Annotated in this window: 36 protein-coding genes; 34 read left to right on the top strand and 2 right to left on the bottom strand. The window is 42.7% G+C overall.

What is annotated here, in order from left to right:
• Positions 1–2 precede the first annotated feature (2 nt).
• The 28 genes from rplB to R3O62_RS03045 all read left to right on the top strand — a co-directional run bounded on the left by rplB (position 3) and on the right by R3O62_RS03045 (position 14,125).
• The gene (gene rplB, locus R3O62_RS03180) at positions 3–827 is read left to right on the top strand and encodes a 50S ribosomal protein L2 (protein ID WP_005782195.1); all 825 of its coding nucleotides are present in this window, start codon (positions 3–5) and stop codon (positions 825–827) included.
• A 20-nt stretch (positions 828–847) separates the two neighbouring features.
• Positions 848–1,117: a 30S ribosomal protein S19 gene (gene rpsS / locus R3O62_RS03175; protein ID WP_005782197.1), complete on the top strand. Its 270-nt coding sequence runs from the start codon at positions 848–850 to the stop codon at positions 1,115–1,117.
• Between the two features lie 35 nt (positions 1,118–1,152).
• Complete coding sequence (rplV, locus tag R3O62_RS03170) at positions 1,153–1,563, top strand: 50S ribosomal protein L22 (protein WP_004291236.1); 411 nt, start codon at positions 1,153–1,155, stop codon at positions 1,561–1,563.
• A 5-nt stretch (positions 1,564–1,568) separates the two neighbouring features.
• Positions 1,569–2,303, top strand: a complete 735-nt coding sequence (rpsC, locus tag R3O62_RS03165) for a 30S ribosomal protein S3 (RefSeq protein ID WP_005782201.1) — start codon at positions 1,569–1,571, stop codon at positions 2,301–2,303.
• Positions 2,304–2,326: 23 nt separating this feature from the next.
• Complete coding sequence (rplP, locus tag R3O62_RS03160) at positions 2,327–2,761, top strand: 50S ribosomal protein L16 (protein WP_005791549.1); 435 nt, start codon at positions 2,327–2,329, stop codon at positions 2,759–2,761.
• A gap of 5 nt (positions 2,762–2,766) precedes the next feature.
• The gene (rpmC, locus tag R3O62_RS03155) at positions 2,767–2,964 is read left to right on the top strand and encodes a 50S ribosomal protein L29 (protein WP_005782204.1); all 198 of its coding nucleotides are present in this window, start codon (positions 2,767–2,769) and stop codon (positions 2,962–2,964) included.
• Positions 2,961–3,230, top strand: a complete 270-nt coding sequence (rpsQ, locus tag R3O62_RS03150) for a 30S ribosomal protein S17 (RefSeq protein ID WP_005782206.1) — start codon at positions 2,961–2,963, stop codon at positions 3,228–3,230. Before rpmC ends, rpsQ begins: the two co-directional genes overlap by 4 nt.
• A 2-nt stretch (positions 3,231–3,232) precedes the next feature.
• Positions 3,233–3,598 carry a 50S ribosomal protein L14 gene (gene rplN, locus R3O62_RS03145; RefSeq protein ID WP_004296340.1) on the top strand — a complete coding sequence of 122 codons (366 nt, stop codon included), beginning with the start codon at positions 3,233–3,235 and terminating at the stop codon, positions 3,596–3,598.
• Positions 3,599–3,618: 20 nt separating this feature from the next.
• Positions 3,619–3,939, top strand: coding sequence for a 50S ribosomal protein L24 (gene rplX / locus R3O62_RS03140; RefSeq protein WP_005782208.1), 321 nt, complete (start codon positions 3,619–3,621; stop codon positions 3,937–3,939).
• Positions 3,939–4,496, top strand: a complete 558-nt coding sequence (rplE, locus tag R3O62_RS03135) for a 50S ribosomal protein L5 (RefSeq protein ID WP_005782210.1) — start codon at positions 3,939–3,941, stop codon at positions 4,494–4,496. The genes rplX and rplE overlap by 1 nt, the downstream gene beginning before the upstream one ends.
• Positions 4,497–4,502: 6 nt before the next feature.
• A complete protein-coding gene (gene rpsN / locus R3O62_RS03130; RefSeq protein WP_005782211.1) occupies positions 4,503–4,802 on the top strand; it encodes a 30S ribosomal protein S14 in 300 nt (99 codons plus the stop codon).
• 54 nt (positions 4,803–4,856) lie between these two features.
• Positions 4,857–5,252: a 30S ribosomal protein S8 gene (rpsH, locus tag R3O62_RS03125; protein ID WP_005782213.1), complete on the top strand. Its 396-nt coding sequence runs from the start codon at positions 4,857–4,859 to the stop codon at positions 5,250–5,252.
• A gap of 15 nt (positions 5,253–5,267) precedes the next feature.
• Entirely contained in the window at positions 5,268–5,837 is a 570-nt protein-coding gene (rplF, locus tag R3O62_RS03120; protein ID WP_005782214.1) for a 50S ribosomal protein L6, read from the top strand.
• Positions 5,838–5,858: 21 nt separating this feature from the next.
• The gene (gene rplR, locus R3O62_RS03115) at positions 5,859–6,203 is read left to right on the top strand and encodes a 50S ribosomal protein L18 (RefSeq protein WP_005782216.1); all 345 of its coding nucleotides are present in this window, start codon (positions 5,859–5,861) and stop codon (positions 6,201–6,203) included.
• Positions 6,204–6,208: 5 nt separating this feature from the next.
• Positions 6,209–6,727, top strand: coding sequence for a 30S ribosomal protein S5 (rpsE, locus tag R3O62_RS03110; RefSeq protein ID WP_005782218.1), 519 nt, complete (start codon positions 6,209–6,211; stop codon positions 6,725–6,727).
• A gap of 10 nt (positions 6,728–6,737) precedes the next feature.
• Positions 6,738–6,914, top strand: coding sequence for a 50S ribosomal protein L30 (gene rpmD, locus R3O62_RS03105; RefSeq protein WP_005782220.1), 177 nt, complete (start codon positions 6,738–6,740; stop codon positions 6,912–6,914).
• Between the two features lie 30 nt (positions 6,915–6,944).
• Entirely contained in the window at positions 6,945–7,391 is a 447-nt protein-coding gene (rplO, locus tag R3O62_RS03100) for a 50S ribosomal protein L15 (RefSeq protein WP_005782221.1), read from the top strand.
• 4 nt (positions 7,392–7,395) lie between these two features.
• Positions 7,396–8,742, top strand: a complete 1,347-nt coding sequence (gene secY, locus R3O62_RS03095) for a preprotein translocase subunit SecY (protein WP_005782223.1) — start codon at positions 7,396–7,398, stop codon at positions 8,740–8,742.
• Positions 8,743–8,756: 14 nt separating this feature from the next.
• Positions 8,757–9,554 carry a type I methionyl aminopeptidase gene (gene map, locus R3O62_RS03090; protein WP_005782225.1) on the top strand — a complete coding sequence of 266 codons (798 nt, stop codon included), beginning with the start codon at positions 8,757–8,759 and terminating at the stop codon, positions 9,552–9,554.
• 3 nt (positions 9,555–9,557) lie between these two features.
• Entirely contained in the window at positions 9,558–9,776 is a 219-nt protein-coding gene (gene infA / locus R3O62_RS03085; RefSeq protein ID WP_002558052.1) for a translation initiation factor IF-1, read from the top strand.
• Between the two features lie 8 nt (positions 9,777–9,784).
• The gene (ykgO, locus tag R3O62_RS03080) at positions 9,785–9,901 is read left to right on the top strand and encodes a type B 50S ribosomal protein L36 (protein ID WP_002558051.1); all 117 of its coding nucleotides are present in this window, start codon (positions 9,785–9,787) and stop codon (positions 9,899–9,901) included.
• Between the two features lie 33 nt (positions 9,902–9,934).
• Positions 9,935–10,315 carry a 30S ribosomal protein S13 gene (rpsM, locus tag R3O62_RS03075; RefSeq protein ID WP_002558050.1) on the top strand — a complete coding sequence of 127 codons (381 nt, stop codon included), beginning with the start codon at positions 9,935–9,937 and terminating at the stop codon, positions 10,313–10,315.
• An 11-nt stretch (positions 10,316–10,326) separates the two neighbouring features.
• Complete coding sequence (gene rpsK, locus R3O62_RS03070; RefSeq protein ID WP_004296327.1) at positions 10,327–10,716, top strand: 30S ribosomal protein S11; 390 nt, start codon at positions 10,327–10,329, stop codon at positions 10,714–10,716.
• 119 nt (positions 10,717–10,835) lie between these two features.
• Positions 10,836–11,441 carry a 30S ribosomal protein S4 gene (gene rpsD / locus R3O62_RS03065; RefSeq protein ID WP_005782227.1) on the top strand — a complete coding sequence of 202 codons (606 nt, stop codon included), beginning with the start codon at positions 10,836–10,838 and terminating at the stop codon, positions 11,439–11,441.
• A gap of 11 nt (positions 11,442–11,452) precedes the next feature.
• Positions 11,453–12,445 (top strand): DNA-directed RNA polymerase subunit alpha, encoded by a 993-nt coding sequence (locus R3O62_RS03060; RefSeq protein WP_005782229.1) that lies wholly within the window; start codon positions 11,453–11,455, stop codon positions 12,443–12,445.
• A 3-nt stretch (positions 12,446–12,448) separates the two neighbouring features.
• The gene (gene rplQ, locus R3O62_RS03055) at positions 12,449–12,934 is read left to right on the top strand and encodes a 50S ribosomal protein L17 (protein ID WP_005811343.1); all 486 of its coding nucleotides are present in this window, start codon (positions 12,449–12,451) and stop codon (positions 12,932–12,934) included.
• A 136-nt stretch (positions 12,935–13,070) separates the two neighbouring features.
• The gene (locus R3O62_RS03050; protein ID WP_005782232.1) at positions 13,071–13,478 is read left to right on the top strand and encodes a hypothetical protein; all 408 of its coding nucleotides are present in this window, start codon (positions 13,071–13,073) and stop codon (positions 13,476–13,478) included.
• 107 nt (positions 13,479–13,585) lie between these two features.
• Positions 13,586–14,125: a hypothetical protein gene (locus tag R3O62_RS03045; protein WP_005782234.1), complete on the top strand. Its 540-nt coding sequence runs from the start codon at positions 13,586–13,588 to the stop codon at positions 14,123–14,125.
• 33 nt (positions 14,126–14,158) lie between these two features.
• Here R3O62_RS03045 and R3O62_RS03040 read toward each other — a convergent pair whose 3' ends face one another.
• Positions 14,159–15,973, bottom strand: a complete 1,815-nt coding sequence (locus tag R3O62_RS03040) for a MutS family DNA mismatch repair protein (RefSeq protein WP_032539207.1) — start codon at positions 15,971–15,973, stop codon at positions 14,159–14,161.
• Positions 15,974–16,141: 168 nt separating this feature from the next.
• The gene (locus R3O62_RS03035; protein ID WP_157173565.1) at positions 16,142–16,306 is read right to left on the bottom strand and encodes a hypothetical protein; all 165 of its coding nucleotides are present in this window, start codon (positions 16,304–16,306) and stop codon (positions 16,142–16,144) included.
• Between the two features lie 226 nt (positions 16,307–16,532).
• Between R3O62_RS03035 and R3O62_RS03030 the strand changes: the two genes are divergently transcribed.
• The 6 genes from R3O62_RS03030 to hutH all read left to right on the top strand — a co-directional run bounded on the left by R3O62_RS03030 (position 16,533) and on the right by hutH (position 23,736).
• Positions 16,533–17,165, top strand: coding sequence for a DUF6563 family protein (locus R3O62_RS03030; RefSeq protein ID WP_005782237.1), 633 nt, complete (start codon positions 16,533–16,535; stop codon positions 17,163–17,165).
• Between the two features lie 148 nt (positions 17,166–17,313).
• Positions 17,314–19,296: a urocanate hydratase gene (locus R3O62_RS03025; RefSeq protein WP_032539208.1), complete on the top strand. Its 1,983-nt coding sequence runs from the start codon at positions 17,314–17,316 to the stop codon at positions 19,294–19,296.
• 125 nt (positions 19,297–19,421) lie between these two features.
• The gene (gene ftcD / locus R3O62_RS03020; protein ID WP_032539209.1) at positions 19,422–20,324 is read left to right on the top strand and encodes a glutamate formimidoyltransferase; all 903 of its coding nucleotides are present in this window, start codon (positions 19,422–19,424) and stop codon (positions 20,322–20,324) included.
• 6 nt (positions 20,325–20,330) lie between these two features.
• Complete coding sequence (gene hutI, locus R3O62_RS03015; RefSeq protein ID WP_022011075.1) at positions 20,331–21,584, top strand: imidazolonepropionase; 1,254 nt, start codon at positions 20,331–20,333, stop codon at positions 21,582–21,584.
• Between the two features lie 29 nt (positions 21,585–21,613).
• Positions 21,614–22,243, top strand: coding sequence for a cyclodeaminase/cyclohydrolase family protein (locus R3O62_RS03010; RefSeq protein ID WP_005782244.1), 630 nt, complete (start codon positions 21,614–21,616; stop codon positions 22,241–22,243).
• Positions 22,240–23,736, top strand: coding sequence for a histidine ammonia-lyase (gene hutH / locus R3O62_RS03005; protein WP_269110373.1), 1,497 nt, complete (start codon positions 22,240–22,242; stop codon positions 23,734–23,736). The genes R3O62_RS03010 and hutH overlap by 4 nt, the downstream gene beginning before the upstream one ends.
• Positions 23,737–23,768 lie beyond the last annotated feature (32 nt).

The following is a 23,768-nucleotide window of genomic DNA, read 5'->3' as shown; positions in this document are numbered from 1 at the left end:
AAATGGCAGTACGTAAATTTAAGCCCACTACACCGGGGCAAAGACATAAGATTATTGGTACTTTCGAGGAAATTACTGCATCAGTACCAGAAAAGTCGCTTGTATATGGTAAAAAATCATCTGGCGGTCGTAACAGCGAAGGTAAGATGACAATGCGCTACATGGGTGGTGGCCATAGAAAAGTGATCAGAATTGTCGATTTCAAAAGAAATAAAGACGGTGTTCCGGCAGTTGTAAAAACGATCGAATACGATCCGAACCGTTCGGCTCGTATCGCTTTGTTGTTTTATGCTGATGGTGAAAAAAGATATATTATTGCTCCCAATGGATTGCAAGTTGGTGCGACTTTGATGTCCGGAGAGAATGCGGCGCCTGAGATTGGTAATGCACTTCCGCTTCAGAATATCCCGGTCGGTACAGTAATTCATAATATTGAATTGCGTCCGGGTCAGGGTGCTGCTCTGGTTAGATCAGCAGGAAACTTCGCTCAGCTGACTTCAAGAGAAGGTAAATACTGTGTAATTAAATTGCCTTCAGGTGAAGTAAGACAAATACTTAGCACTTGTAAAGCTACTATCGGTAGCGTTGGTAACTCAGATCATGGATTGGAAAGCTCAGGTAAGGCTGGACGCTCTCGTTGGCAAGGCCGTCGTCCTCGTAACCGTGGTGTTGTTATGAACCCGGTTGATCACCCGATGGGTGGTGGTGAAGGACGTGCTTCCGGAGGTCACCCAAGATCTCGTAAGGGATTGTATGCTAAGGGACTTAAGACTAGAGCTCCGAAGAAACAATCGTCTAAGTACATTATTGAGAGAAGAAAAAAGTAATCTGATTAATTGAGTAAACTATGAGTCGTTCATTAAAAAAAGGTCCATATATTAACGTAAAACTCGAAAAGAAAGTGCTTGCTATGAATGAATCAGGCAAGAAAGTTGTCGTTAAGACTTGGTCCAGAGCTTCAATGATTTCGCCTGATTTTGTAGGCCATACAGTTGCAGTTCACAACGGAAATAAATTTATTCCTGTATATGTTACCGAAAATATGGTAGGTCACAAGTTGGGTGAATTCGCTCCAACTCGTACATTCAGAGGACACGCTGGTAACAAGAAAAAATAACAGGATTTATCTGAAATAATAAAGTAATAAATATAATGGGAGCAAGAAAAAAAATATCGGCTGAAAAGAGAAAAGAAGCCCTTAAAACCATGTATTTTGCTAAATTGCAAAATGTTCCTACTTCTCCTCGCAAAATGCGTCTCGTGGCTGACATGATTCGTGGGATGGAAGTGAACAGAGCACTTGGCGTTTTGAAGTTTTCTTCAAAAGAAGCAGCTGCAAGAGTGGAAAAATTATTGCGCTCTGCAATTGCTAACTGGGAGCAGAAAAACGAACGTAAAGCTGAAAGTGGCGAATTATTCGTAACGAAGATTTTTGTTGATGGTGGTGCTACACTCAAAAGAATGAGACCGGCTCCGCAGGGAAGAGGATACAGAATTCGCAAACGTTCAAATCACGTAACATTGTTCGTTGGTTCTAAAAGTAATAACGAAGATCAAAATTAAGGTAGATGGGACAAAAAGTTAATCCAATAAGCAACCGTTTAGGAATTATCAGAGGATGGGATTCTAACTGGTATGGTGGAAATGATTACGGTGACTCTTTGCTGGAAGATAGCAAGATCCGTAAATATCTTAATGCAAGACTTGCGAAAGCAAGTGTATCAAGAATCGTAATTGAACGTACGCTGAAGCTCGTTACTATTACTGTTTGCACTGCTCGTCCGGGTATTATTATCGGTAAAGGTGGCCAGGAAGTTGATAAGTTAAAAGAAGAGTTGAAGAAGGTTACCGACAAAGATATTCAAATCAATATCTTTGAAGTGAAAAGACCGGAACTGGATGCTGTGATTGTTGCTAATAACATCGCTCGTCAGGTAGAAGGTAAAATTGCCTATCGCCGCGCCATTAAGATGGCTATCGCAAATACTATGCGTATGGGTGCTGAAGGTATCAAAATTCAGATTTCAGGACGTTTGAATGGAGCTGAAATGGCCCGTTCTGAAATGTATAAGGAAGGAAGAACTCCGTTACACACTTTCAGAGCAGATATCGACTATTGCCATGCTGAAGCATTGACAAAAGTAGGTCTTCTCGGTATTAAAGTTTGGATTTGTAGAGGTGAAGTTTTTGGTAAGAGAGAATTGGCTCCGAACTTTACACAAAGCAAAGAAAGTGGTCGTGGAAACAATGGTGGAAACAACGGCGGCGGAAAGAACTTCAAAAGAAAGAAAAATAATCGCTAAACGAATTTGAATTTTAGGAAACTATGTTACAACCGAAAAAGACAAAATTCAGAAGACAACAAAAAGGTCGCGCTAAAGGTAATGCACAAAGAGGCAACCAGCTCGCTTTTGGTTCTTTTGGTATTAAGGCTTTAGAAACTAAATGGATCACAGGCCGACAGATTGAAGCTGCTCGTATTGCAGTGACAAGATATATGCAACGTCAGGGACAGATTTGGATTCGTATTTTCCCGGATAAACCGATTACTAGAAAACCTGCTGATGTACGTATGGGTAAAGGTAAGGGTAGCCCCGAAGGATTCGTGGCTCCGGTTACACCAGGTAGAATTATTATTGAAGCTGAAGGAGTATCTTACGAGATCGCGAAAGAAGCATTGCGTTTGGCAGCTCAGAAACTTCCGATTACTACGAAGTTTGTCGTGAGACGTGATTATGATATTCAAAATCAAAATGCGTAAGGTTTATGAAAATTGCAGAAATTAAAGAAATGTCTACCAATGATTTGGTAGAAAGAGTAGAAGCAGAAGTGGTTAATTACAACCAAATGGTTATCAATCATTCTATTTCTCCTTTGGAAAATCCTGCGCAGATCAAACAATTACGCAGGACGATTGCGCGTATGAGAACAGAGTTACGCCAAAGAGAACTTAACAATAAATGATCAGCTTGATGGAAGCAAGAAATTTAAGAAAAGAAAGAACAGGGGTTGTGCTGAGCAATAAAATGGATAAAACCGTTACAGTTGCTGCTAAGTTCAAGGAAAAACACCCTATATATGGTAAGTTCGTTAGCAAAACGAAGAAGTACCATGCTCACGATGAAAAGAATGAATGCAATGTAGGTGATACTGTACGCATCATGGAAACTCGTCCTTTGAGCAAGACTAAAAGATGGAGATTAGTAGAAATAATTGAAAGAGCTAAGTAATTATGATACAAGTAGAATCCAGACTTACAGTATGTGACAACAGTGGAGCTAAAGAAGCCCTGTGTATCCGTGTATTGGGCGGAACAGGTCGTCGCTACGCTTCAGTGGGGGATGTTATTGTCGTTTCTGTAAAGAGCGTCATCCCTTCAAGTGATGTTAAAAAGGGTGCAGTGTCAAAAGCTTTGATCGTACGTACTAAGAAAGAAATCCGTCGTCCCGATGGTTCTTATATACGTTTTGATGATAATGCTTGCGTGTTGTTGAATAATGCAGGTGAAATTAGAGGTAGTCGTATTTTCGGTCCTGTAGCAAGAGAACTTCGTGCTACAAACATGAAAGTTGTGTCACTTGCGCCTGAGGTACTTTAATTTTGTAAAAGATTTAAGTAATGAGTAAATTACATATTAAAAAAGGCGATACAGTTTACGTAAATGCTGGTGAAGACAAAGGTAAAACTGGTCGTGTATTGAAGGTTCTTGTTAAAGAAGGACGTGCAATAGTTGAAGGTATCAACATGGTATCTAAAAGCACAAAACCGAATGCAAAGAACCCGCAGGGTGGTATAGTTAAGCAGGAAGCTCCTATCCACATTTCAAACTTGAATCCGGTTGATCCAAAAACTGGTAAAGCAACGCGTGTTGGTAGAAAAATAAGTTCTGAAGGAACTTTAGTGCGTTATTCTAAAAAATCAGGAGAGGAGATTAAGTAATGAGTAATACTGCAAGCCTTAAGAAAGAATATGCAGAGCGCATTGCTCCTGCATTAAAGTCACAATTCCAGTATTCTTCTACAATGCAGGTACCCGTACTTAAGAAGATTGTTATCAATCAGGGTTTGGGTATGGCTGTTGCTGACAAGAAGATTATCGAAGTGGCAATCAACGAAATGACAGCTATCACCGGTCAGAAGGCCGTAGCTACTATTTCGCGTAAAGATATCGCTAACTTTAAGTTGCGTAAGAAAATGCCGATCGGAGTTATGGTAACTCTGCGTCGTGAAAGAATGTACGAATTCCTGGAAAAATTGGTTCGCGTGGCTCTGCCGCGTATCCGTGACTTCAAAGGTATTGAAACTAAGTTCGATGGTAAGGGCAACTATACCCTTGGTATTCAGGAGCAAATCATTTTCCCTGAAATTAATATCGATAGTATTACCAGAATTCTCGGAATGAATATTACCTTTGTAACCTCTGCGCAAACAGATGAAGAAGGTTATGCCTTATTGAAAGAATTCGGTTTACCGTTTAAAAACGCTAAAAAAGACTGATAAATTATGGCAAAGGAATCAATGAAAGCACGCGAAGTAAAGCGTGCTAAATTAGTAGCCAAATATGCCGAAAAGAGAGCTGCCTTGAAGCAGATTGTGAGAACCGGAGATCCTGCTGAAGCTTTCGAAGCTGCACAGAAATTACAGGAGCTTCCTAAGAATTCTAATCCGATTCGTATGCACAATCGCTGTAAATTGACTGGTCGTCCTAAAGGATATATCCGTCAGTTCGGTGTTTCAAGAATCCAGTTCCGTGAAATGGCATCTAATGGGCTGATCCCAGGTGTAAAGAAAGCAAGCTGGTAAATATATTGTTTAAATATTGTCAGGGTAGTCCTGATTAATTTAATTATTTTTTATATGACTGATCCAATAGCAGATTATTTGACGAGGTTAAGGAACGCAATTAATGCAAAGCACAGAGTTGTAGAAGTTCCTGCTTCAAATTTGAAAAAAGAAATCACTAAGATTCTTTTTGAAAAAGGCTACATTCTTAATTATAAGTTTGTAGAAGACGGTCCTCAAGGAACGATTAAAGTTGCCTTGAAGTATGATTCGGTTAACAAAGTTAACGCAATCAAAAAACTTGAAAGAATATCTTCTCCGGGTATGCGTCAGTATACTGGTTACAAAGATATGCCGCGTGTTATTAATGGTTTGGGTATTGCTATAATATCTACTTCCAAAGGTGTAATGACAAACAAAGAAGCTGCTGAACTCAAGATCGGTGGTGAAGTATTGTGTTATGTATATTAATAGGAGGAAAAAGCAATGTCAAGAATAGGAAAATTACCCATTAGTATTCCCGCTGGAGTAACAGTTACTCTGAACGGTGAAGTGGTTACTGTTAAAGGACCTAAAGGTGAACTTAGCCAGTATGTGAACCCGGCTATCAATATTGCTATTGAAGATGGACACATCACTTTAACTGAAAACGAAAATGCAATGCTGGATAATCCCAAGCAGAAACATGCATTTCACGGTTTGTATCGTTCATTAGTACACAACATGGTTGTTGGTGTCTCTGAAGGATATAAGAAAGAATTGGAGCTTGTTGGTGTTGGTTACCGTGCTTCTAATCAAGGAAATATCATTGAATTAGCATTAGGATATACACACAATATCTTTATACAGTTGCCTCCTGAAGTCAAAGTAGAGACAAAGTCAGAAAGAAATAAGAATCCTCTTATTCTTTTAGAGTCTTGTGACAAACAATTGCTTGGTCAAGTTTGCTCTAAGATACGTTCTTTCCGTAAGCCCGAACCGTATAAAGGTAAAGGTATTAAGTTTGTTGGCGAGGTAATTCGCAGAAAGTCTGGTAAATCAGCCGGTGCTAAGTAATTTACGTAAATTTGTATTATTATGACAACAAAAATAGAAAGACGAATTAAGATCAAATATAGAGTACGCAATAAAGTGTCAGGTACTGCTGCACGTCCGCGTATGAGTGTATTTAGAAGTAACAAGCAAATCTATGTCCAGATTATCGACGATTTGTCAGGTAAGACATTGGCTGCTGCCTCTTCACTGGGTATGACTGAGAAGTTGCCTAAGAAAGAAGTTGCTGCTAAAGTAGGTGAGATGATTGCAAAAAAGGCTCAGGAAGCAGGTATTACGACTGTTGTTTTCGACCGTAATGGTTACTTGTATCATGGGAGAGTAAAAGAAGTAGCTGATGCTGCTCGTAACGGTGGACTTAAATTTTAATCATTATGGCAGGAGTTAATAATAGAGTTAAGATTACTAACGATATAGAACTGAAAGACAGATTAGTTGCTATTAATCGTGTTACTAAAGTAACCAAAGGTGGTAGAACTTTTAGTTTCTCTGCAATTGTAGTTGTAGGTAACGAAGAAGGTATTATCGGTTGGGGACTTGGTAAAGCTGGTGAAGTAACAGCAGCTATCGCTAAAGGTGTTGAGTCGGCTAAGAAAAACCTGACAAGAGTACCTGTACTGAAAGGTACTGTTCCTCACGAACAGACAGCTAAGTTTGGTGGTGCCGAGGTATTCATCAAACCTGCTTCTCATGGTACTGGCGTTGTAGCCGGTGGTGCTATGCGTGCCGTATTGGAAAGTGTTGGTGTAACTGACGTTTTGGCTAAATCAAAAGGTTCTTCAAATCCGCATAACCTCGTGAAGGCTACTATCATGGCTTTGGGCGAAATGCGTGATGCAAGAATGATTGCTCAAAACAGAGGAATTAGTGTTGAAAAAGTATTTAGAGGATAAGGAGGGAGATATGTCAATTATAAAGATCAAACAAGTTAAAAGTAGAATTGGTGCTCCGGCTGATCAGAAAAGAACTCTTGATGCACTGGGACTTCGCAAATTGAACCGTGTGGTTGAACACGAAAGCACTCCTTCAATTCTTGGAATGGTAGATAAGGTTAAACACTTGGTTGCCATTGTTAAGTAATTATTTGTTGAATATAAAACGAATTACAATATGAACTTAAGTAATTTAAAACCTGCAGAAGGCTCTACTAAAACAAGAAAAAGAATCGGACGTGGTCCGGGTTCTGGCTTAGGAGGTACTTCTACAAGAGGTCATAAAGGTGCTAAATCAAGATCTGGATACTCTAAAAAAATCGGTTTTGAAGGTGGTCAGATGCCTCTTCAACGTCGAGTACCTAAATTTGGTTTTAAGAACATTAATAGAGTGGAATATAAAGCTATTAACTTAGAAACAATCCAGAAATTGGCTGAAGCTAAGAAGTTGGAAAAAATAGGAGTTAATGACTTTATTGAAGCTGGATTCATTTCTTCAAGCCAGTTGGTAAAAGTATTGGGTAACGGAACTTTGACTGCTAAGCTGAGTGTAGAAGCTCATGCATTCTCTAAGAGTGCTGTTGCTGCTATTGAGGCTGCTGGTGGAAATGTAGTAAAACTCTGATTCAATGAGAAAAGCTATTGAAACATTAAAGAATATATGGAAAATTGAGGATCTGAGACAACGGATCCTCATTACCATATTGTTTGTGGCGATTTACCGTTTCGGTTCGTACGTTGTGCTGCCTGGAATCAACCCGGGTATGCTGACACAATTGCACCAACAAACAAGCGAGGGCCTTTTAGCCTTATTAAACATGTTCTCAGGAGGAGCATTTTCTAATGCGTCTATTTTCGCATTAGGAATTATGCCTTATATCTCTGCATCAATCGTTATTCAGTTGTTGGGAATCGCTGTGCCGTATTTCCAGAAACTTCAGCGAGAAGGAGAAAGTGGCAGAAGAAAGATGAATCAATATACTCGTTATTTGACGATTGCTATTTTATTGGTTCAGGCCCCTTCTTATTTGCTCAATCTTAAAATGCAGGCTGGACCTTCCTTAAATGCTTCATTAGATTGGACTCTTTTCATGGTTACTTCTACCATTATTTTGGCAGCTGGAAGTATGTTTATCCTGTGGCTTGGTGAAAGAATCACGGATAAAGGTATTGGTAATGGTATTTCATTTATCATCTTGATTGGTATTATTGCTCGTCTTCCGCAGTCATTGTTCCAGGAGTTGATTTCCCGTATGACTGATAAGACTGGTGGTTTAATCATGTTCTTATTTGAAATAGTATTCCTGCTGATAGTAATTGCAGGAGCAATTCTTTTGGTACAAGGCACAAGAAAAATTCCTGTACAGTATGCAAAAAGAATTGTCGGTAATAAACAGTACGGCGGTGCAAGACAGTACATTCCTTTAAAAGTGAATGCTGCTGGTGTGATGCCTATCATTTTTGCTCAGGCAATCATGTTTATTCCGATCACTTTCATTGGCTTTTCTAACACGAACAATGTAAGTGGTTTCGTACATGCATTTACTGACCATACGAGTTTCTGGTATAATTTTGTTTTTGCAGTAATGATTATCTTATTTACGTATTTCTATACTGCGATAACCATTAACCCGACTCAAATGGCCGAGGATATGAAGAGAAATAATGGTTTCATTCCGGGAATTAAGCCAGGTAAGAAAACTGCTGAGTATATCGATGACATCATGTCACGTATTACTTTGCCAGGTTCTTTCTTTTTGGCTTTCATTGCTATTATGCCCGCATTTGCCGGTATCTTTGGTGTGAAGGCTGAGTTTGCTCAATTCTTCGGTGGTACGTCTCTGTTAATTCTTGTAGGTGTTGTTTTAGATACGCTGCAACAGGTTGAAAGTCATTTGTTGATGAGACATTATGATGGCTTGTTGAAGTCAGGTCGTATCAAAGGACGCACTGGTAGTAGTGTAGCTGCATATTAATTCTTTGAGTAGAAATGATATTTCTTAAAACAGAAGATGAAATAGAGCTGCTCCGTCAGAGTAACTTGCTTGTTGGGAGAACGTTGGCTGAAGTTGCCAAATTAGTGAAACCGGGAGTTACCACAAAAGAACTGGATAAGGTAGCGGAAGAGTTTATCAGAGATCATGGTGCTGTCCCTACTTTTAAAGGCTTTCCTAATCAATATGGAGATCCGTTTCCAGCTTCATTATGCACATCGGTTAATGAAGAGGTCGTGCATGGAATTCCGGGAGATATCGTGTTGAAAGACGGTGATATTGTTTCGGTGGATTGTGGGACATACATGAATGGTTTCTGTGGTGATTCGGCTTATACCTTTTGCGTTGGTGAGGTGGACGAAGAAGTTCGTCAATTGTTGAAGGTAACTAAAGAGGCGTTGTATATTGGTATTCAGAATGCTGTACAAGGGAAGAGAATCGGTGATATCGGATATGCTATCCAGCACTATTGTGAATCCCATTCTTATGGTGTAGTGCGTGAGTTTGTCGGTCACGGGATTGGTAAAGACATGCACGAAGATCCTCAAGTTCCGAATTATGGTAAAAGAGGATACGGAACACTTTTGAAAAAAGGTCTTTGTATTGCAATTGAGCCGATGATTACGCAAGGTGACCGACAAGTGATTATGGAACGTGACGGATGGACAGTGAGAACAAGAGATCGGAAATGTGCCGCACACTTTGAGCATACCATTGCGGTAGGTGCAGGCGAGGCTGATATTCTGTCATCATTTAAATTCATAGAAGAAGTTTTAGGAGATAAAGCGATATAATATATGGCAAAGCAATCTGCAATAGAACAAGATGGAGTTATAGTTGAAGCATTGTCTAATGCAATGTTTCGTGTTGAATTAGAAAACGGACATGAGATTACTGCTCATATTTCTGGTAAGATGAGAATGCATTACATTAAGATCTTGCCGGGTGATAAAGTAAGAGTCGAAATGTCTCCTTACGACTTATCGAAAGGAAGAATTGTATTTAGATATAAATAAAATAAGATATGAAAGTAAGAGCATCATTAAAGAAACGTACGCCAGAATGTAAGATCGTTAGACGTAATGGCCGTTTGTATGTTATTAACAAGAAAAATCCTAAGTATAAACAACGTCAAGGATAATTTATTATTTTTGCAAAAAAAATAATTTAGTATATGGCTATAAGAATAGTTGGTGTAGATTTACCTCAAAATAAGAGAGGTGAGATTGCGTTGACCTATGTATATGGAATAGGTCGTAGTAGTTCAGCAAAAATTTTAGATAAAGCTGGTGTAGACAAAGATCTGAAGGTGAAAGACTGGACAGATGATCAGGCTGCAAAGATTCGTGAGATCATCGGTGCAGAGTATAAAGTTGAAGGTGATCTTCGTTCTGAAGTACAATTGAACATTAAGCGATTAATGGATATTGGTTGCTACCGTGGTGTACGTCACCGTATTGGTCTGCCTGTAAGAGGTCAGAGCACTAAAAACAATGCACGTACTCGTAAGGGTAGAAAGAAAACCGTTGCAAATAAGAAAAAAGCTACTAAATAATAATTGTTGATATGGCAAAAAAAACAGTCGCAGCTAAGAAGAGAAATGTTAAGGTAGATGCTAATGGACAATTGCATGTTCATTCATCTTTCAACAATATTATTGTTTCTCTTGCAAATAGTGAAGGGCAGATTATCTCTTGGTCGTCTGCAGGAAAGATGGGATTTAGAGGTTCTAAAAAGAATACTCCTTATGCAGCTCAGATGGCTGCCCAGGATTGTGCTAAAATTGCATTTGATCTTGGCCTGAGAAAGGTAAAAGCATATGTTAAAGGTCCGGGTAACGGACGCGAGTCTGCTATCAGAACGATTCATGGTGCAGGTATTGAGGTTACAGAAATTATTGACGTAACTCCGCTTCCGCATAACGGCTGTCGTCCTCCGAAAAGACGTAGAGTTTAAGATTTACCTTTAATAAAAATGATACTTGATTTTGTTTTTGGATTGCATTAATTTCTTCTCTGTAATCGCGGCTGCAACAAATTGAGTTCATGAATAAACAATTAAATATTTAAAAAGAAATGGCTAGATATACTGGACCAAAATCAAGAATAGCCCGTAAATTCGGTGAAGGTATCTTTGGAGCTGATAAAGTTTTGTCGAAGAAAAACTATCCTCCCGGACAGCACGGAAATTCAAGAAAAAGAAAAACTTCTGAATATGGTATTCAGCTTCGTGAGAAACAGAAAGCTAAATATACTTATGGAGTATTAGAAAAACAATTCCGCAATTTGTTCGAAAAGGCAGCTACAGCTAAAGGTATTACCGGTGAGGTACTTCTCCAGATGCTTGAAGGTCGTCTTGACAACCTTGTGTTCCGTTTGGGTATTGCTCCTACACGTGCAGCTGCTCGTCAGTTGGTAAGCCACAGACACATTACGGTTGACGGACAGGTAGTGAACATTCCTTCATACGCAGTTAAACCGGGTCAGTTGATTGGCGTTCGTGAAAGATCTAAATCTTTGGAAGTAATTGCTAATTCTCTCGCTGGTTTCAATCACAGCAAATATGCTTGGTTGGAATGGGATGAAGCTTCAAAGGTAGGCAAATTGTTGCACATTCCTGAAAGAGCAGACATTCCTGAAAACATTAAAGAGCATTTGATTGTTGAATTGTATTCTAAATAATAATTAATTTCATGGCGATATTAGCATTTCAAAAACCTGATAAAGTATTAATGTTGGAAGCGGATGCCAAATTCGGTAAATTCGAATTTCGTCCCTTGGAACCCGGTTTTGGTATTACCGTTGGTAATGCTTTGCGCCGTATCCTCCTTTCTTCATTAGAAGGTTTTGCTATCACCACTATCCGCATAGAAGGTGTTGAGCACGAATTTTCTAGTGTTCCTGGAGTAAAAGAGGATGTTACCAACATTATCTTGAATCTGAAACAAGTGAGATTCAAGCAAGTAGTTGAAGAATTCGAGAGCGAAAAAGTGAGCATCACTATCGAGAATTCTAGTGAATTTAAAGCAGGTGACATAGGTAAGTATTTGACTGGATTTGAAGTGTTAAATCCGGAATTAGTTATTTGTCATTTAGATTCTAAAGCAACTATGCAGATTGACATTACGATTAACAAAGGTCGTGGTTACGTCCCCGCTGATGAAAACCGCGAATATTGTACCGATGTTAATGTAATTCCAATCGATTCAATCTATACGCCGATACGTAACGTTAAGTACGCTGTAGAAAACTTCCGCGTTGAGCAGAAGACTGACTACGAGAAGTTGGTACTTGAAATTACTACCGACGGTTCCATTCACCCGAAAGAAGCTCTGAAAGAAGCTGCTAAAATTCTGATTTATCACTTCATGTTATTCTCTGACGAAAAGATTACTCTTGAAAGTAATGACGTTGATGGTAACGAAGAGTTCGATGAAGAAGTATTGCATATGCGTCAGCTGTTGAAGACTAAGCTTGTCGATATGGATCTGTCAGTACGTGCCCTCAATTGTTTGAAGGCAGCTGATGTTGAAACATTGGGCGACTTGGTACAGTTCAACAAAACTGACTTGCTGAAATTCAGAAATTTCGGAAAGAAATCGCTTACCGAGCTTGATGATTTGCTGGAAAGTCTGAATCTGTCGTTTGGAACCGATATTTCTAAATATAAATTAGATAAAGAATAAAAAATGAGACATAATAAAAAATTCAATCATTTAGGTCGTACTGCTTCTCACAGAAGTGCTATGTTATCTAACATGGCTTGTTCTTTGATCAAGCACAAAAGAATCACTACGACTGTAGCAAAGGCAAAAGCTTTGAAGAAATTCGTTGAGCCTTTGATCACAAAGTCTAAAGAAGACACAACAAACTCTCGTCGTGTTGTATTTAGCAACTTGCAGGATAAATTTGCTGTAACAGAATTGTTCAAAGAAATCTCTGTGAAGATTGCTGACCGTCCGGGCGGTTACACTCGCATCATCAAGACAGGAAACCGTTTGGGTGACAATGCTGAAATGTGCTTCATCGAACTCGTTGACTACAACGAAAACATGGCTAAAGAGAAAGTTGCTAAGAAAGCTACTCGTACTCGTCGTTCAAAGAAAGCTACTGAAGCTGCTCCTGCTGCTGAAGCTCCCGCTACTGAAGAACCGAAAGCTGAATCAGCAGAATAATTCAACAATTATTCTTATAGATATAAAAAAGGCTACTCGAAAGAGTGGCCTTTTTTGTTGATTTTACTAAAGATACTTTAAAATGATTTGAAGATGAACAGTTTGACTGAATAATCTGTTATATTTGCAGGTAGATATGGCAAAGTTCATTAAAATTATATTGTTCATGTTGTTCGCTGTAGCGCTTCATTGTGTAGCCAACAACTATTTCGCAGGAGAACAGGCGGAACAAGATACCTATATGGCTATGTCAGTGCTTAAAGGAGATACGCACGAAACTGTTAGCAATCCCCAGGCTCCTTACTTTCCTGATGCTGAATTGGCCGGAGCAGGTATTCAGGTTCATCAAATTGCGATGTCACGTATACAGCGCATTCAAGCAGCCGAATATGTTTTCTCTTTAAAAGGTCTTGCCCAAAGGTTGGCAGACCGGGATGCTGCCTTGTCTCAGCAGTGGGGAAAACTCTATGATACCACTACTTCTTATTGTTGTCATCCAGTAAGCGAATACTATGTTTTCGCTCTAAGGCGCATTATCGTATAGGAGTTTAATTTATTAGTTCTATTATTATTTTGATTTACTGTACCTGCTAAAAATAGGTATGGTACTATTTTCAGCTATTATCCACTAATAATTTAAACTTAGATATTATGACAACCCAAGCTATTGATGCAACTATTTTTGCATCTTCACACCCAGATATTGCAAAACGTACAAGTATTTCAGGACTTATCTTCTCTTGCGTCATGTTATTGGCGGGAGTGATCGCGTTTGTGTCCACCTTTGAAATGGAAGACCGTTCGTCTACTGTCAGTATGGGGCTTATGGTGCTCGGTACTGCCTTATTCCTGGTTGGAGTCTTCCGGCTGTTCTGGAAATCCAAAGAGATTGTTTATTTACCGACAGGTAGTGTCGCCAAAGAGCAGAGCATCTTTTTTGATCTGAAGCATCTGGATGAATTGACAGATATGGTGAAGTCGGGTGATTTCTCTTTGCAGTCCACAGCTAAAGGAGGTACCAGTGGAAATTTGCGTTTAGACGTAATGCTTTCTGAAGATAAGAAGTTTGCTGCCGTACAACTGTTCCAGTTTGTGCCCTATACTTATAACCCGATAACTTCCGTGCGTTATTTCACTAATGGGGAAGCAGCTTCCATCGCAGCTTTTTTGACTAAGATCAAAGGGCATTGATCCTTTAATTCAAGTTTCAATATATCATGGGGATCAGTCGTTGATGACGGCTATCCCCATTTTCTTCATCAGGAAACAAGCATTCATATTCTGTGCTACGCCGTCTCTGAGTTTGTATGAGAAAGTAAGTTCGTTGTTAGTGATGTCCGCTTCAAAACAATAGTTATGGATGTCTTCAGGAAATAAATCGATAAGTGAACCGAGCAAGAGGTCGTGAGTGGCTATGATCCCATTTGCTTGCAGAGCCATAAACTGTTTGATCAATGCGAAAGACCCTTTTTGTTTGTCCATGGAATTCGTTCCCTTCAGAATCTCGTCGAGTATAATGAAAAGTTCTTCTCCCGAGTTTAGTTTATCGATAATAAGTTTCAGTCGTTTCAACTCTGCAAAGAAGTATGATTCATTTTCTGTCAAAGAGTCGGTTGTGCGTAGACTTGTGATAAGCTGTGCCGGATATAGCTTCATCTTTTCCGCCCAGACAGGGGCCCCTATACACGCCAGCAGATAGCTTACCCCTATGGTTCTCAGATAGGTGCTTTTTCCTGCCATATTTGCTCCTGTGATAATAACAAAGAAAGGTCGTTTTGCAATCTGAATATCATTGCGTACACATTTATCTCGATCCATCAACGGATGGCCCAGTGCTCCGGCCTCCATACAGAATGGTTTGGATGCGATTTCTGGAAATACATATCCGGGGTGATTGTAGGCGAAAGTGGCCAATGAGCAATAGGCGTCCATTTCTCCGATTGCTTCAAGCCAATGCGGGAGGTTGGCTGCGAAACTTTCTTTCCAGGTTTCTATCTTCATTACCTGACGCAATTCCCAGAAGAAGAGTCCGTTCAGGACAAATTGCATTAGCATATTATTCCGTTGGTCCAGGGCGTTCATCAAGGCAGTGAGGCGTTTCACTGCTTGCGAAGCTGTTTGCTTTTCACCTCCCACCAGTCCTTTCACCCGCTTCAGTGCGCTGCTTTCCATCTCTTTTTCCTCGATTATATGAATCAGGTGTGCATAAGTTGTCAGTATCTGCATCTTTTTGCCGTATACGGACTGCATCTGGCTGACACCTTTTGAGAAAGAGGAGCTGAGGAGACCTATACCTGCGAAGACAATTCCCCATGTGGTGAACGAGATGACACCGGCTATAGCCAGTCCGAGGCAGACGGCATTGGCCAACGGAACAAGGATGGCTAAGGTCCGGAAATACCATTTTTTTCGGTAATATTCCGGGCTTGTTGCCCAGTTCCTGATCTCTTCTTCATCGGCCGTTTTGCCTTTATGCAGCAACCCGAGTATACGGAAGTGCTGACGCATTTCCAATTCCGGAGCCAGTTCCTTTACAGCCTCTTGTCGTTTCTCTATTTCTGCTTTATTTTTCAAGTGTGTGTTCATCCATTCGGCCAGTCTCTTTTTGCCCGGTTGCGTAGCGGTACGGTTTATATACTGAAAGAGTGAATGCTCACCAAAAACATCCAGGTCATAGGTATAAAGATGTGCCGGATCGATAAACTCCTTTCCGTTGTCGAAAGCAGACGTATCGTATGCAATGGCCTGCAGTTCTTGGCGGTTGATTTCTATCTTCTTTTCAAGATAATCTTTCTGGCGGAACAAACGGTTATGCAGTTTCACCAGCAGCAGGAAAGGGATAAAGGTGATTGCCGCGATGCCGCTGATCACCAGTCTGCCTTCACTCCAGAAGTAGATAATACCCGCAACTCCGGCTGCAAAAAGTATCAACCGTAGTGTACCGATACGATAGATGTGTCGTTTAACTTTTGCCAGTTGTGATTCCGATTCAAGGATGATTCGTTGATAAGTGTCTATGATGAGATTCAATTGTTCCATGTTCTCCTGTTGTTTGAATGCAAAAATAATATATTTAGTGTGAGTACGCCATTCTCTTGCCCGGAGCTTGTTTTTGTCAAGAGCAGATTTACTGATTATTAACGTAAGAGTCGGTTTCCGGTCTAATCTTCAGTGTTTTTCCTGTTCCTTCCGGAGAAGTTCACTTATCTACCCACGTTCTCTCCGGATGCTACCGGCATTGCGGTCCGTTGCTACCGGGAAGAGAGGGCGGAGAGCCTTGCTTTGAATGGAACAGAGCCGGTGTTTCACTTCTGAAGAGCCTTGCTTCAAGATAGATAGAGCCTCCGTCCATGTTTCATATAAGTTTTTCAAGTCGGGTTTTACAAGGCGAATCATAAAAAAAGGGAAGCAACGGCCTCCCTTTTTCATCCCTAATATAAATTGAACGTACTTTATGATTCTGTCAGTAAAGATACGACATTACTAAGCAAAAGTCAAGTGTTTCTCTCCTTTTTCTTAAACTTTTCTTCTGAAAACTTGCTCCGGTTCGTTAAAAGGTGTACCTTTCCGCCGTGAAAATCTTTAATAGGGTGCGTTTATGAAGAAATTGTGTTTCCTGCTGTTGATGAGTTGGCTGGTGATGGAAGTTACTGCGCAGAATGTCGTATATTCCAATCTGAAAGGGCTGCTCGCTTGTGAAGGAGATACGGTTACTTCGCTGAAAGTGGAAAAACGTACAAAGAATCATATTCTGATGACCGGTGGCGCTGACTATAAGATCAGTGTCGGGTCAGACGACTCCATGTGCAAATATCTGAAGTCCCGTTGTTATGCCGTACAGGCAGATACCTCCCTTTACATCAATTGTAAACGGTTGCGTTATAAAAAGTTTCGTTTCGGAGGTTGGTATGCTCCCGCCCTGCGTATAGGAGATCATATCTATTTTAGTGCCATTCCCCTTGGTTCTGTGGCCGCAGGTAGCGATGCTACAATGGATGTAATGCTCGGCGGTAAGTTTGGTGATGCCATTGCCGCTTCCGCTTTAATATCCAAACGGGTATATTATGAGATAGATCCTGAAACCAATAAAGTGGGATTTGTCGGGAAAGAGAGGATGGAGGAGTTGCTCGAAGGCCATCCGGACTGGAAGACTGCCTATCTGAATGAAAATAGCGAATCGGCCAAAGTCACCGATAAATATCTGCGTCTGTTGAAGGCAGAAGAGAAATAGCGGCCGTTAGCTATCCGGTTTCTTTTATTCTTCTAACCTTTTGTTAATAAACCTACCGAAATCTTTGTAGATTCTTTCCTTTTTTCTATATTGCGAAGAGTTATCAAATTGTAACGCTGACAGTTTGCAATCCTTAATTCCATTTATTATGAAAATGACTCTCAGCAATCAGTTGCCCGAATATCCGGCATTCGTAGAAGGTATTCGCCGGGCACCCGACCGTGGATACACCCTTTCTCCGGCGCAGACCGTCACGGCCTTGAAGAATGCATTACGTTATATCCCTGTAGACTTGCACGAAAAACTGGCTCCTGAGTTTCTGGAGGAGTTACGAACACGCGGACGTATTTATGGATACCGTTTTCGTCCGGCCGGTGATCTCAAGGCTAAACCCATTGACGAATACCGGGGGAACTGTATCGAGGGCAAAGCTTTTCAGGTGATGATTGACAATAATCTCTGTTTTGATATTGCTCTTTATCCCTACGAACTTGTTACTTATGGTGAGACCGGGCAGGTGTGTCAGAACTGGATGCAATATCGGCTGATAAAGCAATACCTTGAAGTGATGACCCGTGAACAGACCCTTGTCATTGAGTCCGGACATCCGTTAGGGCTTTTCCATTCCCGTCCGGATGCACCCCGTGTTATCATTACCAACTCGATGATGGTAGGCATGTTCGACAATCAGCATGATTGGCACGAAGCAGCCCAGATGGGAGTTGCCAATTATGGGCAGATGACGGCCGGTGGATGGATGTATATCGGTCCGCAGGGCATCGTGCATGGTACATTCAATACATTGCTGAATGCCGGTCGGCTCAAGTTGGGTATTCCTCAGGATAAGGATCTGAGCGGACATTTGTTTGTCTCTTCCGGTTTGGGAGGTATGAGCGGTGCACAACCCAAGGCAGCCGAAATAGCCGGTGCTGTTTCAATTATAGCCGAAGTGGATCGTTCCCGCATCGAGACCCGCTACAATCAAGGATGGGTGGGGTATATCACTACTGATCTTCATGCAGCTTTCCGGATGGCATTGAGTGCTGCCGAACGGCACGAACCTTGTTCTGTGGCCTATCATGGTAATGTAGTTGACCTGCTTGAATATGCCGCCCAGGAAGATATTCCGATCGATCTTTTGTCCGATCAGACTTCTTGTCATGCCGTCTACGAAGGAGGGTATTGCCCCGCCGGAGTCACATTTGAAGATCGTACCCGGTTGTTGCACGAATCTCCTGAAACGTTCCGCCGATTGGTCAACGAATCCCTGCACCGTCATTTTGCGGTGATAAAGAAGCTTGTTTCCCGTGGTACTTACTTTTTCGATTACGGTAACTCTTTTATGAAAGCCATCTATGATGCCGGGGTCAAAGAGATTTCACGGAATGGAGTGGATGAAAAAGACGGCTTCATCTGGCCGAGCTATGTGGAAGACATTATGGGGCCGGAACTTTTTGACTATGGATATGGTCCGTTTCGTTGGGTATGCCTGAGTGGTAAGCCCGAAGATCTTGCCAAGACTGACCGTGCTGCAATGGAGTGCATTGATGTGAAGCGCCGCGGACAAGATCTTGATAATTATAACTGGATAAAGGATGCCGGTAAGAATCAACTGGTGGTGGGCACACAAGCCCGCATTCTGTATCAGGATGCTGCCGGACGTTTAAAGATCGCCCTCCGGTTTAACGAAATGGTGCGTAACGGTGAAGTCGGTCCCATCATGCTGGGACGCGACCATCATGACGTGAGCGGGACAGACTCACCCTTCCGTGAAACTTCCAATATAAAAGACGGCAGCAACGTGATGGCCGATATGGCTGTGCAATGCTTTGCCGGAAATTGTGCCCGGGGCATGAGTCTGGTGGCGCTGCATAATGGTGGAGGTGTGGGTATCGGCAAAGCTGTCAACGGTGGTTTCGGCATGGTATGTGACGGAAGTTCGAGGGTAGACGAGATTCTCCGTTCTTCTATGCTTTGGGATGTGATGGGAGGAGTAGCCCGCCGTTCGTGGGCACGCAATGAACATGCGATGGAAACCAGTGAGGCCTTCAATCTGTCGCATGGAGATACTTATCACATTACGATGCCCTATCTGGTGGATGAAGAGCTGATAAAGAGAATAATTATTTAGAAATGAATATAACTCACCACAGATTACACGGATTCTCACAGATTAATAATTTATTTTACTGAGAGTTAAATTGAAATATCTGTGTTAATCCGTGTAATCTGTGGTGAACCCAAAACCGTATAGTTATGAATTGGAATAAAATCGTGGAATGCGTTCCCAACTTCAGTGAAGGGCGTGATCTTAAAAAAATAGATCGTATTGTTGCTCCGTTTCGTGCCCGTGCAGGAGTAAAGTTGCTCGACTATAGCAATGATGAAGATCATAACCGGCTGGTGGTGACTCTTGTCGGTGAACCGGAAGCCTTGCGGGATGCCGTTATCGAAGCTATCGGTGTTGCGGTGGAACTGATAGATCTCAATCATCATCAGGGACAGCACCCCCGTATGGGAGCAGTCGATGTAGTGCCTTTCATCCCTATTAAAAACGTGACGATGGATGAAGCCGTCTCTCTTTCCCGCGAGGTGGGGGAGAAAGTAGCCGGACTCTATCATCTTCCCGTTTTTCTTTATGAGAAGTCGGCAACTGCTCCCCACCGTGAAAATCTCGCTGCCGTGCGTAAAGGTGAGTTCGAAGGAATGGCCGTGAAAATCAAACTTCCCGAGTGGCAGCCGGATTTTGGTCCGGCAGACCGGCATCCTACGGCCGGTACAGTTGCTATTGGTGCCCGTATGCCTCTGGTTGCCTATAATATCAACCTAAGTACCGATAATCTTGAGATAGCGACCAAGATTGCCAGGAACATCCGTCACATCAACGGTGGTCTGCGTTATGTCAAGGCGATGGGAGTGGAACTGAAAGAGCGGAACATTACCCAAGTGTCCATCAATATGACCGATTACACCCGTACGGCCCTCTATCGTGCCTTTGAACTGGTGCGTATCGAGGCTCGCCGTTATGGGGTGACTATTATTGGAAGCGAGATTGTGGGGCTTGTCCCGATGGAAGCACTGATCGATACCGCCTCTTATTATCTCGGTTTGGAGAATTTTTCTATGCAGCAGGTGCTCGAATTACGTATAATGGAATAAAGGACCATGAGCGAAAACTTAATCATATTTAATGCCAAAGTAGTAACTCCTCTCGGCTTTTCAGCCCGGAAAGGAAAGGAGATGGCGGAACTCCAAATCTTGGAGAATGCGACAGTCGAAGTTGTGGATGGCACCATCACTTACGTCGGTCCCAACCGGGGAGAAATACGTGACGGGTATTATCATCACTTCTGGCACTACAATGCCCGCGGAAAATGTCTGCTGCCCGGTTTTGTCGATTCACATACCCATTTTGTCTTTGGGGGTGAGCGTGCCGAAGAGTTTTCTTGGCGTCTTAAAGGAGAGAGCTATATGTCTATCATGCAGCGGGGCGGTGGCATTGCCAGTACAGTGGAAGCTACCCGGAAACTCTCTTTCATCTACCTGCGTTCCAGGGCAGAGGGACTTTTGAGGAAGATGACCTCCATGGGGATCACCACCGTTGAAGGTAAAAGCGGGTACGGACTGAACCGTGAAACGGAATTGCTGCAACTCAAAGTGATGCGTAGCCTGAATAATGATGAATGTACGCGCGTGGATATTGTGCCTACCTTCCTGGGAGCACATGCGCTGCCTTCCGAATACAAAGATCGTCCCGATGACTATATCGACTTCCTGATCCGTGAACTGCTTCCCGTCATTCAGCGGGATTCATTGGCCGAGTTTTGCGATGTGTTTTGTGAAGAGGGTGTCTTTTCCGTTGAACAGTCACGTCGTTTGCTGACAGCCGCCAGAGATTACGGGCTTTTACCGAAACTTCATGCCGACGAGATCGTTTCTTTGGGAGGGGCCGAACTGGCTGCTGAGTTAGGTGCCGTCTCTGCCGACCATCTGTTGCATGCTTCCGATGCAGGTATCGAAGCTATGGCCCGTAAGGGAGTGGTTGCCACGCTCCTTCCGCTCACTGCCTTCGCATTGAAGGAACCCTATGCCCGCGGACGGGATATGATCGATGCCGGATGTGCCGTGGCATTGGCTACAGATCTGAATCCGGGAAGTTGTTTCTCCGGCTCCATACCTCTGACGTTTGCCTTGGCTTGCATCCATATGCGGTTCACTGTAGAAGAGACCATTACGGCTCTTACTCTGAATGGTGCGGCTGCCCTTAACCGTGCCGATTCCATTGGCAGCATCGAAGTGGGTAAAAAGGGCGATTTCGTAGTGCTCGATTCCGACGATTATAATATTCTACCTTATTATGTAGGGATGAATTGCGTAAATACGACTATCAAAAGCGGAGTGCTTTATCCGTCTGTCTGAAATATAAACCCGATAATATCAGAAGAACTATGTTAGCAGAATTAACCGTAAAAGAGTTTTTAGATAAAGTAGCCGGTAGCGATCCTGTACCCGGAGGTGGTAGTATAGCGGCTCTCAATGGTGCTGTGGCTTCGGCGCTGACTGCCATGGTAGCCGGACTGACCGTTGGAAAGAAAGGGTATGAGGAACATGAGGAGCTGATGAAGCATATATCCCGCCTGAGCATTGGACAGCAGGAGCTTTTTGTCGAATACATCGATCGTGATTCCGAGGCGTATGATCGTGTTTTCGGTTGTTTTAAATTGCCTAAGACCACGGATGAAGAGAAAGCTGCCCGGAGCGCTGCTATTCAGGAAGCCACACGTTTTGCGGCACTCATCCCGATGCAGGTGGCACGCAATGCCTGCGAGTTGATGGAGATTATAGCCGATGTAGCCCGTCTGGGTAACCGGAATGCCATTACCGATGCCTGCGTAGCCATGATGGCTGCCCGTTCGGCGGTACTGGGGGCTTTGCTGAATGTCCGCATCAATCTGGCTTCGCTCAAAGACACAGCCTTTGTCGACGAATTGAAGCGGGAAGCCTGCCGTCTGGAGCAATTGGCCTGTACGCGGGAGAAAGAATTACTTGAAGTTGTCAACCAAGAACTGAATCAATGAATAATGTCTATTACGTAGGCTCCGGTGAACTGACTTTCAGAATCATCGAACGCATTATTAACGAAAATCTGAAACTGGAACTGGCTCCGGAAGCCCAAAAGCGCATTCGGAAATGCCGTGACTATCTCGACCGGAAAATAGCTGCTTCCACTGAACCGTTGTATGGTATCACTACCGGATTCGGTTCGTTGTGCAGTAAAAGCATATCACCCGATGAACTCAGCACCTTGCAGGAGAACCTTGTGAAAAGCCATGCTTGCAGTGTAGGCGAGGAGATTCGTCCGGTTATAGTCAAGTTGATGCTGTTGCTCAAGGCACATGCCCTGTCTTTGGGGCATAGCGGAGTGCAAGTCATCACTGTGCAGCGCATTCTCGATTTCTTCAATAATGACGTGATGCCCATTGTCTATGACCGTGGCTCCTTAGGGGCTTCGGGCGATTTGGCACCGCTGGCCAATCTTTTCTTGCCTTTGATCGGGGTGGGCGATGTATATTATAAAGGTAAGAAGCGTGAAGCCATCAGTGTGCTCGACGAGTTTGGCTGGGAGCCTGTAAGGCTGATGAGCAAAGAGGGGCTTGCCTTGCTGAATGGTACTCAGTTTATGAGTGCCAACGGAGTTTTTGCCTTGCTCAAAGCACAGCGGCTTTCAAAGAAAGCAGATATGATTGCCGCCCTTTCGCTTGAAGCTTTCGATGGGCGTATTGATCCCTTTATGGAATGTATTCAGCAGATCCGGCCCCATCAGGGACAGATTGAGACAGGAGAAATATTCCGCCGTTTGTTGCAGGGAAGCGAGCTGATAGCCCGTCCCAAAAAGCATGTGCAGGATCCGTACTCTTTTCGTTGTATCCCCCAGGTACACGGGGCAACGAAAGATGCCATCCGGTATGTCTCCTCTGTGTTGCTGACCGAAATTAATTCGGTGACGGACAACCCCACTATTTTTCCGGACGAAGATCAGATTATATCCGGTGGAAATTTCCACGGACAGCCATTGGCCATCTCTTTCGATTTCCTTGCCATTGCGATGGCCGAATTGGGCAATATCTCTGAGCGGCGTGTGGCACAATTAATCATGGGGCTGCGTGGGCTGCCGGAATTTTTGGTTGCCAATCCCGGACTTAATTCCGGCTTTATGATTCCCCAATATGCCGCCGCATCCATGGTCAGCCAGAATAAGATGTACTGCTATGCGGCTTCGAGCGATTCTATCGTTTCTTCCAACGGTCAGGAAGATCATGTCAGTATGGGAGCCAATGCCGCCACTAAACTTTTTCGGGTGATGGATAATCTGGAGCACATTCTCGCCATCGAGTTGATGAATGCCGCACAAGGAATAGAGTTTCGACGTCCGGCAAAAACCTCACCTATACTTGAGCGATATCTGGCTGCATATCGTAAAGAAGTCCCGTTTGTGAAAGACGATATCGTGATGTACAAAGAAATTCATAAAACGGTCGCTTTCCTCAACCGGACAAGGTCTGAGTATTAAGTCCGTTTTCTACATGCTGTCTATATTCCGCA

The organism is Bacteroides hominis, assembly GCF_033042785.2.
In the GTDB taxonomy this organism is placed as follows: Bacteria; Bacteroidota; Bacteroidia; order Bacteroidales; family Bacteroidaceae; genus Bacteroides; species Bacteroides hominis.
Note: the sequence above shows the minus strand (reverse complement) of the source record. Positions and strands in the feature narration are given on the sequence as shown.

Bases quoted from the DNA above. Each gene is read 5' to 3' on its own strand.
- hutI (WP_022011075.1), top strand. From the start codon at position 20,331: ATGAGCGAAAACTTAATCATATTTAATGCCAAAGTAGTAACTCCTCTC.
- ykgO (WP_002558051.1), top strand. From the start codon at position 9,785: ATGAAAGTAAGAGCATCATTAAAGAAACGTACGCCAGAATGTAAGATC.
- rpsC (WP_005782201.1), top strand. From the start codon at position 1,569: ATGGGACAAAAAGTTAATCCAATAAGCAACCGTTTAGGAATTATCAGA.
- rplQ (WP_005811343.1), top strand. From the start codon at position 12,449: ATGAGACATAATAAAAAATTCAATCATTTAGGTCGTACTGCTTCTCAC.
- rplF (WP_005782214.1), top strand. From the start codon at position 5,268: ATGTCAAGAATAGGAAAATTACCCATTAGTATTCCCGCTGGAGTAACA.
- rpsN (WP_005782211.1), top strand. From the start codon at position 4,503: ATGGCAAAGGAATCAATGAAAGCACGCGAAGTAAAGCGTGCTAAATTA.
- rpmC (WP_005782204.1), top strand. From the start codon at position 2,767: ATGAAAATTGCAGAAATTAAAGAAATGTCTACCAATGATTTGGTAGAA.
- rpsE (WP_005782218.1), top strand. From the start codon at position 6,209: ATGGCAGGAGTTAATAATAGAGTTAAGATTACTAACGATATAGAACTG.
- hutH (WP_269110373.1), top strand. From the start codon at position 22,240: ATGAATAATGTCTATTACGTAGGCTCCGGTGAACTGACTTTCAGAATC.
- R3O62_RS03030 (WP_005782237.1), top strand. From the start codon at position 16,533: ATGAAGAAATTGTGTTTCCTGCTGTTGATGAGTTGGCTGGTGATGGAA.
- rpsM (WP_002558050.1), top strand. From the start codon at position 9,935: ATGGCTATAAGAATAGTTGGTGTAGATTTACCTCAAAATAAGAGAGGT.
- secY (WP_005782223.1), top strand. From the start codon at position 7,396: ATGAGAAAAGCTATTGAAACATTAAAGAATATATGGAAAATTGAGGAT.
- R3O62_RS03025 (WP_032539208.1), top strand. From the start codon at position 17,314: ATGAAAATGACTCTCAGCAATCAGTTGCCCGAATATCCGGCATTCGTA.
- rplV (WP_004291236.1), top strand. From the start codon at position 1,153: ATGGGAGCAAGAAAAAAAATATCGGCTGAAAAGAGAAAAGAAGCCCTT.
- rplB (WP_005782195.1), top strand. From the start codon at position 3: ATGGCAGTACGTAAATTTAAGCCCACTACACCGGGGCAAAGACATAAG.
- ftcD (WP_032539209.1), top strand. From the start codon at position 19,422: ATGAATTGGAATAAAATCGTGGAATGCGTTCCCAACTTCAGTGAAGGG.
- R3O62_RS03010 (WP_005782244.1), top strand. From the start codon at position 21,614: ATGTTAGCAGAATTAACCGTAAAAGAGTTTTTAGATAAAGTAGCCGGT.
- R3O62_RS03060 (WP_005782229.1), top strand. From the start codon at position 11,453: ATGGCGATATTAGCATTTCAAAAACCTGATAAAGTATTAATGTTGGAA.
- rpsQ (WP_005782206.1), top strand. From the start codon at position 2,961: ATGATCAGCTTGATGGAAGCAAGAAATTTAAGAAAAGAAAGAACAGGG.
- map (WP_005782225.1), top strand. From the start codon at position 8,757: ATGATATTTCTTAAAACAGAAGATGAAATAGAGCTGCTCCGTCAGAGT.
- rplX (WP_005782208.1), top strand. From the start codon at position 3,619: ATGAGTAAATTACATATTAAAAAAGGCGATACAGTTTACGTAAATGCT.
- rplR (WP_005782216.1), top strand. From the start codon at position 5,859: ATGACAACAAAAATAGAAAGACGAATTAAGATCAAATATAGAGTACGC.
- R3O62_RS03045 (WP_005782234.1), top strand. From the start codon at position 13,586: ATGACAACCCAAGCTATTGATGCAACTATTTTTGCATCTTCACACCCA.
- rplN (WP_004296340.1), top strand. From the start codon at position 3,233: ATGATACAAGTAGAATCCAGACTTACAGTATGTGACAACAGTGGAGCT.
- rplE (WP_005782210.1), top strand. From the start codon at position 3,939: ATGAGTAATACTGCAAGCCTTAAGAAAGAATATGCAGAGCGCATTGCT.
- rpsH (WP_005782213.1), top strand. From the start codon at position 4,857: ATGACTGATCCAATAGCAGATTATTTGACGAGGTTAAGGAACGCAATT.
- infA (WP_002558052.1), top strand. From the start codon at position 9,558: ATGGCAAAGCAATCTGCAATAGAACAAGATGGAGTTATAGTTGAAGCA.
- rpsS (WP_005782197.1), top strand. From the start codon at position 848: ATGAGTCGTTCATTAAAAAAAGGTCCATATATTAACGTAAAACTCGAA.
- rpmD (WP_005782220.1), top strand. From the start codon at position 6,738: ATGTCAATTATAAAGATCAAACAAGTTAAAAGTAGAATTGGTGCTCCG.
- R3O62_RS03050 (WP_005782232.1), top strand. From the start codon at position 13,071: ATGGCAAAGTTCATTAAAATTATATTGTTCATGTTGTTCGCTGTAGCG.
- rplO (WP_005782221.1), top strand. From the start codon at position 6,945: ATGAACTTAAGTAATTTAAAACCTGCAGAAGGCTCTACTAAAACAAGA.
- rpsK (WP_004296327.1), top strand. From the start codon at position 10,327: ATGGCAAAAAAAACAGTCGCAGCTAAGAAGAGAAATGTTAAGGTAGAT.
- rplP (WP_005791549.1), top strand. From the start codon at position 2,327: ATGTTACAACCGAAAAAGACAAAATTCAGAAGACAACAAAAAGGTCGC.
- R3O62_RS03040 (WP_032539207.1), bottom strand. From the start codon at position 15,973: ATGGAACAATTGAATCTCATCATAGACACTTATCAACGAATCATCCTT.
- rpsD (WP_005782227.1), top strand. From the start codon at position 10,836: ATGGCTAGATATACTGGACCAAAATCAAGAATAGCCCGTAAATTCGGT.